This is a genomic window from Pseudolactococcus chungangensis CAU 28 = DSM 22330 (assembly GCF_002441885.1).
Classification (GTDB): domain Bacteria; phylum Bacillota; class Bacilli; order Lactobacillales; family Streptococcaceae; genus Pseudolactococcus; species Pseudolactococcus chungangensis.
Genome location: NZ_JXJT01000032.1, coordinates 1 through 14,374, shown reverse-complemented (window position 1 = coordinate 14,374; position 14,374 = coordinate 1). Strand labels below are relative to the sequence as shown.

At 39.6% G+C, this 14,374-nt stretch carries 13 protein-coding genes; 4 read left to right on the top strand and 9 right to left on the bottom strand.

Translation table 11 applies throughout. The features are described 5' to 3' along the window. Nucleotides 1-113 precede the first annotated feature (113 nt). Complete coding sequence (tuf, locus tag RR45_RS09950; RefSeq protein WP_031366687.1) at nt 114-1,310, bottom strand: elongation factor Tu; 1,197 nt, start codon at nt 1,308-1,310, stop codon at nt 114-116. A 212-nt stretch (nt 1,311-1,522) separates the two neighbouring features. Here tuf and RR45_RS09945 point away from each other — a divergent pair, with 212 nt between their 5' ends. From RR45_RS09945 to zwf, 4 genes are read left to right on the top strand one after another with little or no spacing between them, the layout of a single operon-like run. Further along, a complete protein-coding gene (locus RR45_RS09945) occupies nt 1,523-1,717 on the top strand; it encodes an SPJ_0845 family protein (protein ID WP_031366686.1) in 195 nt (64 codons plus the stop codon). Next, on the top strand, nt 1,710-2,609 hold the full coding sequence (locus RR45_RS09940; RefSeq protein WP_031366685.1) for a permease: 900 nt from the start codon (nt 1,710-1,712) through the stop codon (nt 2,607-2,609). Before RR45_RS09945 ends, RR45_RS09940 begins: the two co-directional genes overlap by 8 nt. Further along, on the top strand, nt 2,606-3,412 hold the full coding sequence (locus RR45_RS09935) for a TIGR03943 family putative permease subunit (RefSeq protein ID WP_031366684.1): 807 nt from the start codon (nt 2,606-2,608) through the stop codon (nt 3,410-3,412). The genes RR45_RS09940 and RR45_RS09935 overlap by 4 nt, the downstream gene beginning before the upstream one ends. A gap of 58 nt (nt 3,413-3,470) precedes the next feature. Next, nucleotides 3,471-4,955 carry a glucose-6-phosphate dehydrogenase gene (zwf, locus tag RR45_RS09930; protein WP_031366683.1) on the top strand — a complete coding sequence of 495 codons (1,485 nt, stop codon included), beginning with the start codon at nt 3,471-3,473 and terminating at the stop codon, nt 4,953-4,955. 77 nt (nt 4,956-5,032) lie between these two features. Here the strand turns inward: zwf and RR45_RS09925 are convergent, their stop codons facing one another. The 8 genes from RR45_RS09925 to RR45_RS09890 form a co-directional block, all read right to left on the bottom strand. Then, on the bottom strand, nt 5,033-6,115 hold the full coding sequence (locus tag RR45_RS09925) for a hypothetical protein (RefSeq protein ID WP_072353472.1): 1,083 nt from the start codon (nt 6,113-6,115) through the stop codon (nt 5,033-5,035). A gap of 116 nt (nt 6,116-6,231) precedes the next feature. Next, a complete protein-coding gene (locus RR45_RS09920; protein ID WP_031366681.1) occupies nt 6,232-8,067 on the bottom strand; it encodes an APC family permease in 1,836 nt (611 codons plus the stop codon). Between the two features lie 209 nt (nt 8,068-8,276). Continuing rightward, nucleotides 8,277-8,603: a hypothetical protein gene (locus RR45_RS09915; RefSeq protein ID WP_143188717.1), complete on the bottom strand. Its 327-nt coding sequence runs from the start codon at nt 8,601-8,603 to the stop codon at nt 8,277-8,279. 4 nt (nt 8,604-8,607) lie between these two features. After that, nucleotides 8,608-9,243: a uracil phosphoribosyltransferase gene (gene upp / locus RR45_RS09910; RefSeq protein ID WP_031366679.1), complete on the bottom strand. Its 636-nt coding sequence runs from the start codon at nt 9,241-9,243 to the stop codon at nt 8,608-8,610. A gap of 152 nt (nt 9,244-9,395) precedes the next feature. After that, the gene (locus RR45_RS09905; protein ID WP_031366678.1) at nt 9,396-10,562 is read right to left on the bottom strand and encodes a MalY/PatB family protein; all 1,167 of its coding nucleotides are present in this window, start codon (nt 10,560-10,562) and stop codon (nt 9,396-9,398) included. Nucleotides 10,563-10,568: 6 nt separating this feature from the next. After that, on the bottom strand, nt 10,569-11,678 hold the full coding sequence (locus tag RR45_RS09900) for a cystathionine gamma-synthase (RefSeq protein ID WP_031366677.1): 1,110 nt from the start codon (nt 11,676-11,678) through the stop codon (nt 10,569-10,571). Between the two features lie 132 nt (nt 11,679-11,810). After that, on the bottom strand, nt 11,811-13,328 hold the full coding sequence (locus RR45_RS09895; protein ID WP_031366676.1) for a phosphohexomutase domain-containing protein: 1,518 nt from the start codon (nt 13,326-13,328) through the stop codon (nt 11,811-11,813). 134 nt (nt 13,329-13,462) lie between these two features. Continuing rightward, the gene (locus RR45_RS09890) at nt 13,463-14,335 is read right to left on the bottom strand and encodes an aldose 1-epimerase family protein (RefSeq protein ID WP_031366675.1); all 873 of its coding nucleotides are present in this window, start codon (nt 14,333-14,335) and stop codon (nt 13,463-13,465) included. Between the last annotated feature and the right edge of the window lie 39 nt (nt 14,336-14,374).

Sequence of the window (14,374 nt, the reverse complement as noted above, 5' to 3'; positions counted from 1 at the left end):
TTCCCACACGATTTGACAAAGAACCAAAAAAGTACAGAAAAAGCACCCAGATTTCTCTGAGTGCTTTTCTATTTATTGTCCGACCAATAAATAGATTTGGAAGTCTAAATGAATTAAGCTTCGATTTCTGCAACGATACCTGAACCAACAGTACGTCCACCTTCACGAATAGAGAAAGTAGTACCTTGTTCAACGGCGATTGGGTGGATCAATTCAACGTCGATAGAAACGTTATCACCAGGCATTACCATTTCAGTACCAGCTGGGAGTTTGATTGAACCAGTTACGTCAGTTGTACGGAAGTAGAACTGTGGACGGTAGTTATCGAAGAATGGTGTATGACGACCACCTTCGTCTTTAGACAAGATATAAACTTCGCCTTTGAATTTTTTGTGAGGTGTGATTGAACCTGGTTTAGCAATAACTTGACCACGTTCGATTTCGTCACGTTGAACACCACGAAGAAGTACACCAACGTTATCGCCAGCAAGACCTTCGTCAAGTTGTTTACGGAACATTTCAACACCAGTTACGATAGCGTTAGAAATTTCTTCTTTGATACCAACAATAGAGATTTCATCATTGACGTGAACAGTACCACGGTCGATACGACCTGAAGCAACAGTACCACGACCAGTGATTGAGAATACATCTTCGACTGGCAAAAGCAAAGGTTTGTCAGTGTCACGTTCTGGCGTTGGGATGTATGAGTCAACAGTATCCATCAATTCCATGATGATGTCTTCGTATTCAGTGTCGCCTTCAAGAGCTTTAAGCGCTGAACCAACGATAACTGGTGTATCATCACCTGGGAAATCGTATTCTGACAAGAGGTCACGAACTTCCATTTCAACAAGTTCGATCAATTCTTCATCATCAACAAGGTCTTTTTTGTTAAGGAAAACGATCAATTTACCAACACCAACTTGACGTGAAAGCAAGATGTGCTCACGAGTTTGTGGCATAGGTCCGTCAGTTGCAGCTACTACCAAGATAGCGCCGTCCATTTGAGCGGCACCAGTGATCATGTTTTTAACGTAGTCCGCGTGACCTGGGGCATCAATATGGGCATAGTGACGTGATTCAGTTTCATACTCAACGTGAGCAGTATTGATAGTAATACCGCGTTCGCGTTCTTCTGGTGCTGCATCGATTGAAGCGTAGTCTTTAGGTGTATTTACTGATGAAGGCAGACGACGTGACAATACAGTCGTGATTGCAGCAGTAAGTGTAGTTTTACCATGGTCAACGTGTCCGATAGTACCGATATTAACGTGTGGTTTCGAACGATCGTATTTTTCTTTAGCCATTTTTAAAAATGTCTCCTTTAGAATAAAAAATATATTTTTTAGACAGACTGCGCAATACGACAATCTACCATTACTATCTAATTATAAAGGTTTTTTGAAAAAAAGCAAGTATTTCACCGTAAAAAAAGATGTTTTTTGTTTATGACGTGATATTTTCATGAAAAATGGTGTAAAATGTAAGTATTACTTCTTATAGAAAAGAGAAAAACCAAATGGCCTTAACCTTTAAAAAACGCGATGACCTAGATAAAGTTTTAGATGAGCTAGCAGCACTGCCACCACAAGTCGAATTCACTGATCCAGATAAAATCGAGAAAACATCCGATAAAAAAATCAAATCGCCAGAAGATTTTCTAAAAAAATTCGAAGCACCACAAGCTAGAAAAGACAAGTTTACTCATGATTAGTCATTTACCAGACACTTTCTCACAGCTGGCTGCGATTTTTCTATCAATCATTATTGAAGCCTTACCTTTCGTCCTCTTTGGCTGCCTCATCTCAGGCATCATTGAAACTTATCTATCACCTGATATTGTCAACCGATACCTGCCCAAAAACCGTTTTTGGCGTGTCATCGTGGGCATTGTGGCTGGTTTCTTTTTTCCCTCCTGCGAGTGTGGCATCGTACCAATCGTCAACCGTTTCCTAGAAAAGAAAGTCCCAACTTATACAGGCATTCCTTTTCTTATCGCAGCACCGATGATTAACCCCGTCGTTTTATTCGCAACTTTTATCGCCTTTGGTAATTCATTTAAATTTGCTTTTTTGCGCCTTGGTGGCGCCATGGTGATGGCTTTAATCGTCGGATTACTACTTGCTTATCGATTAGATGAGCCAATCCTACTCAATCGTGCAAGGGTAGCTGAACACGAGCACCCTATTGCAAAGCAATCTCGGTTGCAAAACCTCTGGTCCGCACTCTCACACGCCGTTGACGAGTTTTTTGATACTGGCCGTTACCTCGTTTTCGGGAGTCTAGTCGCCTCATCTATTCAGGTTTTCGTGCCAACGAAACTGCTGACGACTGTTACCCATACACCATTACTCGGTATTATCGTCATGATGGTCTTCGCTTTCTTGCTCTCGCTTTGTAGTGAGGCGGATGCCTTTATCGGCGCGAGCTTGATTAGTCTTTTTGGACCAGCACCGATTTTAGCATTCCTTTTATATGGTCCTGTCATTGATATGAAAAATTTGTTGATGATGAGCGCTTATTTTAAACCGAAATTTATCGTCCGTTATGTTGTTGCAATCTCAGTTTTAGTCTTATCTATTAGTTTGGGGGTGAGTCTCCTATGATTCGGTTTCTTATCTTGTCCGGTTATTTCGAGCTGATGATGTATTTGCAGCTGACTGGTAAACTCAATCAGTATATCAATACACACTACAGCTATCTGGCGGTGCTGTCCGCAATTTTATCCCTGGGTTTTGCTATTGTTCAGTTAGTCAACTGGATTCGCCATGCAGAGCACAATCATCATTTACAAACTAAATTTTCAAGAGCTTTTGCGCTCGTTTTACTTGCCACACCACTTATGGCTATTGTTTTCATTCCGTCTAAATCATTGGATGCAACTATTGTCTCAGCTAAAGGATTTAATTTCCCTCTAGCAGAAGGGTCTGGCGATAGTTCTGATGGCACGCAAATTCAATATCTACAACCTAACACCAGTGTTTATTTTACCAAGTCAGCTTATGACAAGCTGATGAAAAAGGAATTAGCCAAATACGAAAATCTGTCAAAGATTACTGTGACAGATAACAACTATATGGAAATCATGGAGCTGATTTATAATTTTCCTGGTACCTTTGAAGGTAAAACCATCACCTACACTGGTTTTGTGTATAACGACCCCACAGATGCCAGTGCTCAGTTCCTCTTTAGATTTGGGATTATTCACTGCATCGCAGATTCTGGGGTATTCGGCCTGAGAACTTTAACGGATGGCACCACTTATCCTGACAATACTTGGTTAAGCATCACCGGACAAATTCAGACGGCTTATTACACACCTTTTAAACGAGAATTGCCGGTTATCAAACCTGACCACATTGATAAGGTCGAAAAACCGACAAATCCATACGTTTATCGGAACTTCTGAGTTTTTTTCTGATATAATTAGAATAATAGGCAAATGAAATTTTGGGAGAACTAACAATATGACTCAAGTAATATTTACAATTTTTGGTGCGAGTGGCGATTTAGCTAAGCGCAAGCTTTATCCTTCTCTGTTCCGCTTATATAAATCCGGTGTCTTATCAGAGCATTTTGCTGTGATTGGGACAGCGCGTCGCCCTTGGACTAAAGCATATTTTGAAGGTGTTGTTTTGGATGCAATTGCCGATCTGACGACCTCAAAAACAGAAGCCGAAAAATTTGCGTCTCATTTTTATTACCAAAGCCATGATGTTGAGGACGCTGAACACTACATCACTTTGAAAAACTTGCAAGATGATTTATGCGCTAAATATGAGACTGGCCATAATAAAGTCTTTTTCCTAGCCATGGCACCAGAGTTTTTTGGCACGATTGCTAGTCATCTCAAATCAGAACATATTGTGGATGGCCTCGGGTTTGAGCGACTTATCATCGAAAAACCTTTTGGTACAAGCTTGGAGACGGCTAAAGAGCTGAATCAAGCCTTATCTGAGACCTTTAACGAAAATCAAATCTTCCGGATTGATCATTACTTAGGTAAGGAAATGATTCAAAATATTTTTGCCGTACGATTCGCAAATGTTCTATTTGAACATGTTTGGAATCGTGAGTTCATTGACAATATTCAGATTACTTTCTCGGAATCTATCGGGGTTGAAGATCGAGGTGGCTACTATGATAAATCTGGTGCGTTGAAAGATATGGTGCAAAATCATATTCTACAAGTGCTTTCGATTTTGGCCATGGACAAGCCTGCGTCTTTCTCTAGCGCAGACGTCTTACCTGAAAAAATCAAAGTACTTGAAAATTTATGTATTCCCGATGAAGCAACAATTGCTAAAAATTTCATTCGCGGTCAATATCAAACAGGATGTATCAATCAACAAGATTATCCATCCTATGTTGACGAACCATCTGTGGATCCTACTTCAAAAACTGAAACATTTGCAAGTGGCGTCTTTTTTATCGAGACGGATCGCTTTAAGGGTGTCCCTTTCTTCTTCAGAACTGGTAAACGTCTAACTGAAAAAGGCACGCGAATTAATATCCTTTTTAAAAATGAGCAAAATATTTTCAATCAAGATATTGAGCAAAATATCCTGACCATCTACATTCAGCCGACAGAAGGCTTCTCACTTCAAGTTAATGGTAAAGAAGTTGGTAAAAGTTTCGAGGTTGAACCAGTCAAACTCGACTTCCGTCATGATGCAGAAGCGCTTGGCAATTCGCCAGAAGCCTATGAAAAATTAATGTATGATGTCTTAAATGGCGATGCGACGAATTTCAGTCATTGGCAAGAGGTAAAAGCTTCTTGGACTTTGATTGATAAAATCGTCAGCATTTGGCAAGCGGATAAAGCACCACTCTATCCCTACCAAGCTGGCTCAATGGGTCCTGATGAAAGTTTTGACTTACTGAAACAATATGATACTAGCTGGGTTTGGCAACCAGACCTCTGGTATCGCGAGCGTGGCTTGTTAAAATAAATTAAATCAAAAAAATCCTGTCCACTGTAGTGTTCAGGATTTTTTATTGTTTATCATATTTTAAGTTTAAATATCTATTAAGGGACTTGCCAATGGTACCCTGGAGGTAAGTTACCACCAGGAGGAATGACTGTACTATGACCTTTACGTGTATACCAAGTATAGCCATCTTCAATTGCCCACTTACTAGCAGCTGTGTTATTGACATTTGCTGTTTCAGCTTGTGTTGCCTTTTCAGATTCGGCGGCCTGAGCCACTTCCGCAGCTTTTCTATCAGCCTCGGCTTTTTCTGCTGCTTTTCTTTCTGCTTCAACTTTTTCTGCTGCGACTTTCGCAGCCTCAGCTGCTTTCTTTTCTGCTTCTGCTTTTGCTTTATCTTCAGCAGGCTTATTATGTTTTTGAGTTGCAGCGATTGTTGCTTTTAGGGTTGTGACAGCTGAATTAGCAGATGATTCTGTTTTAGCAGCTGTGATATTATATAAACCAGTATTGAGTAGTTGTTTATCAGTTTCAGATGTAAATGAACTTTTCAAAAGCTCTTGAACATTTTTTTGCACCTCAAGTGTTGCTTGAGACTTTCTAACACCATCAGCACCTGTCTGATCAATTTGAACTTTGATCTGCTCGCTTGCTGTTTTTAACGAGTTATTTTGCTCTTTTAATTTTTCAAAAATTTTGTCATCAATGTTCTTTCGAGATACTATTAATAACTTAGTTAACTTTTCTTTATTTTCCGAGGAAATATTTTTATCATTAATATACGCCTCAGCTGTTGCTATACTACTTTCTAGCAAGGTCTGATTAGATTTATTTTTCGCAATCAGCGCCTTAGCTTTATCACTTTCTTTCTTGACACGTTTCGTCTCTGACTTAATCTGCTCTATATCAGAATATTTTTTGAGACTATCATGCTTTTTCTCATATTTTTCAACTTGTGCATCAATTATCTTAGTATACGTTAGCGATAAAAATTCACTACTTTTAAAATCTGATAAATCATCGATTTGTTGGTATAAAGCACTTTTAGCTGTCTTGACTTGTTCTTGATGATTTGAAATCGTCGCTGCCGTTCCCATGCTACCACCGGCTAAAACAATCACTGTAGCAATGGTTATCTTAGTTTTACGGCTTAAATTCCTTAAAAAACTTTTCCCGTTCATTCCTATCCAACTTTCTTATAAATTGCACTTTATTAATATCATAATTATATTAGCAATTAGTAATTTAGTCAACAGATGATTCAAAAAACGCAGATAATAACATCTACGTTTTCATCTTATTTCTTCAAATGATAAGAATAACTTGACACCACCACATTATCACGCCAGCTGAGATAGTATCTCATACGGACAGACATTTGGTTGTGAAGAATATTTTGCCAAGAATGTTTTGGGACGAATTGAGGGACGATAACCGTCACCGTATAATTCTTCTTCTCTGCTGATTTGGATACTAAATCAACGTAACGAACAACTGGTTTAACAATATCGCGATAGCTTGATTCCACTATTGAAAAACGGACATTCGGATATAAAGCCTTAAACTCTGTCTCAACCTCTTTATCTTTGCGATAAGTTTCTTTAGTTGAAACATGAACAGCTAAAATTTCCGAGCCTATAGATTGGGCATAGCTCATGGCACCCACAGCAACATTGGTCACATTGCCGACAAGAACAATGACAACATTACCAGAATAAACATGGTCAACTACCTTATCTTCAAGTCGCAACTGATGTGCCACTTCCGTATAATGACGCTTAATCGCATAAAAAATCCCAATCAAAATCGGCATAACAATAAAGAAAGGCCAAATGTCAGCTAAACGGAAAACTAATAAAATCAAAACGATAATTGCAGAAATCGCAGCGCCAATCATATTAGACATGGCACGACGCCAGAACTTGCCGCCCATTTCACGGTGCCACTTGACCACCATCCCAGTTTGGGAAAGGGCAAACGGCACAAAAACGCCAATTGAATAAAGCGGAATCAAACGTTCAGTCGAGCCATTAAAAATTGCAAGTAAAATCACTGCTCCAGCAGCAAGACTAATGATACCATTTGAGTAGCCTAATCTATCGCCTTTTTCCATGTACATGTGAGGCATATATTTATTTTTGGCTAGGTTATAACTGAGCATCGGGAAAGCTGAAAATCCTGTATTTGCAGCTACGGCTAAAATCATAGCAGTCGAGAACTGAAAAACATAATAGAAAATGCGACCAACACCATTAAAATCAAAAATTGTATGTGCAACTTGCGATAGTACGGTTGAATGTGCATTAGGTACCACACCTAGATAATAGTTTAGGAAGGTAATGCCCGTAAAAAATAAACCCAGAATCATAGCCATTAATGCAAGCGTCCCAGCCGCATTACGTGCCTTAGGTTTTTTGAAAAATGGTACAGCATTTGAAATTGCCTCAACACCGGTCAGACTGGCTGAACCACTAGAAAAGGCTTTGAGCAAAAGAATGATTGAAATACCTGGAACAACGCTCCCTATATGACTCGTGGCATTATAAGATAAATCACCAGTTATCACTCTGAACAAACCAACGATTAGCAACAAAACTGTCGCTGCTACAAAAGTATAAACTGGCACTAGCAAGAAACCAGCTGATTCCCGAAGGCCACGAAGGTTCATCAACATTAATAATAAAACTAAGATAATCGAAATCAGAAGATTATAAGGGTGCAAGGTTGGGAGTGCTGAAGTTATCGCATCAGCACCCGCTGAAACTGAAACTGCTACCGTTAGCATATAGTCAACAAGCAAGCTACCACCTGCTATTAAGCCAGCATTAGCCCCCAAGTTTTCCGTCGAAACGACATAAGCACCACCGCCATGTGGATAAGCGTGGATAATCTGTCGATAGCTCAACGTCAAGGCAACTAGCAAGACAAGTACAAGTGCCGCAATCGGCAAGCTATACCAAATAGCTGCCGCAGATAGAGTCAAAAGCACTGTGACAATTTGCTCTGTCCCGTAAGCAATTGATGATAGGGCATCGCTAGATAACATCGCTAAGGCTTGGAATTTTGTGAGCAGATGACTGTCATCATCTGTTGATTTTAAAGGTTTCCCAACCAAAATCTGTTTCACATTTATTTTTTTCAAAATTACTCCGTTAAGTCTGTTCTATATTTTAAAAGAAAAGCAAAAAAAATTATAGATATTTATTAAAATAACCTAATCCTAAATTAAATTCACACCGCTTTTAATTGCACTGACTCATTTCTCCATTATAACATCAAAGAAAATGAAATCAAAGTATTTTCCTGTATTTTTTAGCAAAAAACACCTGCCATATGGAGGTGCTAAGTTGATTGTTTGGCTTGATAAAATTTAGCCACTAGTTGATTAAAACGCTCTTGAACAAAGGCATCATCACTTTCTGATTCTGGCTTGAAAAACTGGATAGGTCTCGCAACCATATCTCGATAAAGTAAGAAAGTAATGGTTTGGGTTTCAGGAATAATTCGAAATTTAATAGCTGGATGACTATCAAAAGTCCCACAATATCCTGCCGTTGAAAATTCAAGTTCATAGACATCATCACCAAAGTCCTGAACACGATAATAACCATCTTTAAGATATTCTCTGCTGTCACTAAAATGTGTTAGAACAAATTCAAGTTGTTTCATTTGCTTATTTAGTGCCAAATAAACGATCGCCCGCATCACCCAAACCTGGGACGATATAACCATGGTCGTTTAATTTTTCATCCAAGGCAGCGGTAAAGACATCAATATCAGGATGTGCTTCTTGTAAAGCTTTAACACCTTCTGGTGCGGCAACAAGACAGACAAATTTAATATTTGCGGCACCTGCACCACGTTTTTTAAGTGAGTCAATTGCTAAAATAGCAGAGCCACCTGTCGCCAACATTGGGTCAACAACAAAAATTTGGCGTTGGTCAATGTCTTCTGGTAATTTAACGAGGTATTCTACTGGTTGTAATGTTTCTTCATCACGGTACATGCCGATGTGCCCAACTTTTGCTGCTGGAACTAAAGATAGAATTCCATCAACCATCCCAATACCAGCACGCAAAATCGGTACAATTGCTAATTTTTTCCCTGATAAAGTTTTTTGGACTGTTTTTATGATTGGTGTTTCAATTTCAACATCTTCCAGTGGCAATTCACGTGAAATTTCATAGCCCAAAAGCATAGCAATTTCATTCACAAGTTCACGGAAATCTTTTGTCCCTGTTGATGTTTGACGTAAAATAGTGAGTTTATGCTGAATTAGCGGATGCGTCACAACTTGAAATTTTCCCATTATTATAAACCAACTTTCTGATATTTTCTTTCCTAAACATTATATCAAAAAACTGTCGTATTTGCTATGGTACTGGTGATTTCTCTTTTCTTTGTTTTTAGGTGCCTAAGTCTATCATCATCCAGACGTAGCCATTCAGGTCGTCTTTTACTTTATTCAGGGAGTACATCAGCGATGCGTTGTGCTGCTAATTTCACATGGTCAATTGGTGCTGCAACATTAAATCGAGCATGATTTTTGCCTTCAATACCAAAGCTTGTCCCATCATTCAAGATGACTTTGGCTTGGTCACGCAAGCGTTGCTGTAAGGCGTCATGAGATAAATCATAAGCACTGAAGTCTAACCAGACGAGATAGCTGCCCTCTGGTTTCATGACTTTAATTCCTGGTGCGTGTTCAGCGAAATAATCTATTAAATAAGTAATATTTTCTTCTAGTACTTGCTTGAGTTCTTCCAACCATGGCTGACCGTAGGTCAGCGCTGTTTCTGTCGCAATAAGGCCTAAAGTAGAAATTTCATGCTGATTATTAGCCAACTGGCGATCTCTAAATTGCTTTTTGAGGATTGGGTTTTCGATGATGGCGAAAGCATTTTTAGTACCAGCGATATTAAACGTTTTTGTGGCGCTAGTTAAGATGACGGCAAAATCGCTATAATCACCAACGGTATTGATACTGTGGTGCTGATGCCCAAACAGCACCAAATCTTGATGAATTTCATCTGACACGAGGATAACGTGATGCTTGCGACAAAGATCTGCCACGCGCGACAACTCTTCCTTAGTCCAGACACGGCCACCAGGATTATGCGGACTACAAAACGCATAGAGTTTGACGTCATTATCAATCATATCTTGCTCCATCTGCTCAAAATCAATGGTATAACGACCATCCTGTTCAACGAGAGGACTTGTTACGACTTTGCGCTTATTAAGCTGAATTGAACGCGTAAACGGCGGATAGAGTGGTGTATTAATCAAAATAGCATCACCTTCCTGAGTGAAAGCCTGTATGCTAACGGATAATGCAGGTACGACACCTTCAATCAGTGTGATATCATCTGGCTCAATTTCATAACCATGCTGATTTTTTTCCCAAGCCACAATTGCTTCAAAAAGTGACGGCGCTGGATAGGCGTAGCCGTAAACACCAAAATCTGCGAATCTTTGAATCGCAGCACTCATCTCAGGAAAAGTTTTAAAATCCATGTCGGCAATCCACATAGGTAGAATCTCCGAATCTTTTTCCGTTTCTCGCCATTTCACTGAATTATTCCCTAATCTTTTTGGTGCAGTTGTAAAGTCATATTTTCTTACCATTTATCATCACACTTTCAAGGCATTCGCCAAATCATCAATCAAATCGTTAGCATCTTCGATACCAATCGATAAGCGTAGTAAGTCATCCGTCAAGCCATAACTCGCTCTGACTTCCGCCGGAATATCTGCGTGAGTTTGTGTCGTTGGATAAGTAATCAATGACTCTACACCACCTAGACTTTCAGCAAAAGTAATCACTTTGAGCGTATTAATTAAAGTTGGAATTTTATCCTGCTCATGAACTTTAAAAGCAATCATGCCACCCAGCCCTGTATAGAGCACTTCTTTAACTGCTGAATGCTGTCTTAAAAAATCAGCAACTTGATTAGCATTGACCGTTGCCTGACGCATCCGCAAAGCGAGTGTTTTTAAACCACGCATAACCAGATAACTATCAAATGGTGACAATACTGGACCAGTTGTGTTGAGGTTATAAATCAACTGATTATATAAGTCCTGTTCCTTAACAATCACAGCTCCCGCCAATACATCATTATGGCCTGCTAGATATTTGGTTGCTGAATGAACAACGATATCAGCACCTAGCACTAATGGTTGCTGATAAATCGGGGTATAAAAGGTATTGTCTACAATCACTTTTGCACCATTTTCATGTGCTTTTTGGGACACCTTAGCGATGTCAACTTCAATCATGAGTGGATTGGTCGGTGTTTCAATATAGACAATATCCGTTTCAGGCGTAATCGCAGCTAACATATCAGCCTCTGTCACCACATAAGTGAAGTCGAAAATCCCACGTTTTTGCTGGTCATTAAACCAACGAAAAGAACCACCGTATAAATCACGGGACGCCACAATTTTCGAGCCAACAGGGAAGATTTCTAATGCCAATACTATGGCCGCCATACCTGAGCTAGTCGCAATCGCAAACTGCCCAGCCTCAATCGCTGCCAAAGCCTCTTCCAAATTAGTACGCGTTGGATTTTTCGTTCGCGTATAATCAAATCCTGTCGACTTTCCAAACTCAGGATGCTGGTAGGTCGTTGAAAAATGAATTGGTGAAATCAAAGACCCTGTTGCCTCATCTTGATTGATACCAATATGAGATAAAATCGTATCCATTTTTGCTATGTTCTGCTTCACTTGCTTAGTCATCCTTCACCTCACCATATTTTATAGTTGCTATTATTTTAGCACGTTTAGACAACAAAAAATGGAGACTAGTCATAAAAATTTTAAATGACCAACATCCAAATTTTAAATGGCTACCTCAATTTTTGTCAATTCCTATTGCAGTAACTTCTCCAAAGCTGATTTATCCAATGGTTGATAGCGCTTGAAAAACTTTGCTAATCTTTGAAAGACGAGATGATTTTTGCCAAGCACATCATTTTCGACCTGTAATACAAGCAAAGGCTCATGAAGACTCATGCGTAGTAAAAACCAGCCCTCACCATAATCACCTGTCAGATTAACCCGAATGCCCTCTTCATTATCCGTGTCAGTGTCAAAATCTGCTGTTGCTGCCACAAATTCACCGAGGTCTGTAATCACCTGTTCACCATAAGGCCGATAATCGGCCAAATTGATTTTAAAGCGAATTTCCTGAGTTTCGACTGGTTGTTGCAAATCTGAAATCAGGTCACTCAACTGACGATTCTCTGCTTTTAATTGTGGTAATAACATTAAAATCTTGGCAATAACGTAGGCACCGTCATCAAGAAAATCATTTTCCCTGAAAGCAGCGTGCCCACTTGTTTCAATGGCAAGAGGCGTATCTACCCCTTCTTGATTAAGTTTAATGGCTTTGTTGATGACATTGCGATAGCCACATAAATAGCGCACTTGTTTACCACCAAGTTGCGTGATGAACTTTTTCAAATGCGTTGATGTCGGTGAATTTGTGACAATGGTACTGCCTGGCGTTGTTTCCAAAACAATTTTTGACAAAACGGCAATCAGATTATTACGATTTAAGGTGTTGCCAAATTGATCAACGACAGCACTACGGTCAACGTCTGTATCAAAAATCACGCCGAGGTCCGCTTGATGAGTCAAAACCGCTTGACGGATACTCGCCATGGCTTCAGGATTGTCAGGATTCGGGATATGATTTGGAAAATGACCGTCAGGCTCTAAAAATTGACTGCCAGAAGTATCGGCACCTAAGACTGCTAAGACCTTTTCAGCAAAATAGCCACCTGCACCATTACCGGCATCTACGAGGATATGATAACCTGTAAGCGGCTGTGAGTCCGCAAGACCTACTCCCTTAATAATTTGATTCACCAAGTCTTGCGCATAAGGGGTGAGTAAATCTTTTTTTGAGATATTGCCAAGACTTGTCTGTGTATTTTTAGCCGTATGTGTCAGAATATAGTGAATGTCTTCATGCTCAGCACCACCTTCACGGCTGAAAATTTTAATACCATTGAAATAATAAGGTAAGTGACTTGCTGTGAGCATCACTGCAGCATCACAATCAAAGTCAGAAAATTGGGTTGACTTAAACATCGCAGGCGTCGTTGATAGCGCTGTATCAATGACATGCGCACCTTGTGAGGTGATACCTGCTATCAGGGCAGCTTTTAGCTCATCTCCTGATAAACGACTATCTTGCCCCACTGCTATTGTTAACTTTTCTTGTTCAAGCTGGTTACCTAATTGCTTTTCAACAACCAACCAGTTCACAAGACCGCGACCAACTGTTTCAGCAACTTCTGGTGTTAAAGTAATTGGATATTCAGGTGTTGCAATTGCAATTCCTCGAATGTCCGAACCATTTTGTAAATCTGTTATCTGCATATTTACTCCCTCAATCTCATTTATATAACCACATCACCCAATGGGTACGGCTTAGCATTTTTTGTCTAGTTTCTCATACCTGATATCGATGAGAAACTAGACTTTATCCTGACTGATATACTTAGCCGCCAGATTTAGTTAATCGTTATCGTATATCTAGCTTTGAATTTTTTACCGTGAGCAAGTGCATTGATACCAAACTTAGTTGTTAAATCACCATCTGTATTTTGATCATCCGCAATACCACACCATGGCTCAATACAAACAAATGGAGCGTCAGCAGGATAAGGACTCCACAGACCAACAAATGGCATATTTTCCCAAGAAATTTTAACTGACCGGTCATTTGCTGTACTAGACAAGCATACTTCCGTTGCTTCAGGGGTTTCAAATACCAAGGCATCATCCTTAAAAAGCTCACGTGTCAAAGCGAATTCAGACTGATCAACTGTGTGTTTTTGAGATAAATCAAGGACACCAGTTGCTGGATTCAGCGGGATATATTGACGAGACTGTGCTGGTGTAATCGTCAAACGGTAATCTTCAAATTTGCCATTTTCTAGTGGCACATTGAAAGCTGGATGCGCACCAATGCCAAAGTACATCTCTTGATCATCAAGATTTTTAACCTCCCACTGCACAGTCAACTGATTTCCGATTAACTTATAGGTGATTCTAAGACGAAAATCAAAAGGATAAACCTCTCTTGTTTCTTTATTGGTTTTCAATTCAAAAACGGCTTCATCATCTTCACTTTCAAGTAACTCAAAGACTTGATCGCGTGCAAAACCATGGCCACCAAGTTTGAATGTTTCATTATCATAAGTGTAACTGCCGTTTTTTAATTTACCAACAATCGGGAATAGCACGGGTGCTTGACGTGCCCAAAAATCAGGGTCCCCTTGCCAAAGGTACTCTACGCTGTCTTTTTGTATTGAGTGCAATTCAGCACCAAAATCTTGAATTGCGATGCTCAGTACATCATTTGACAATTTTGTCGTTGTCATTCTTGTTCCTTTCTGCGATTTCATACAATGAAATCTTGA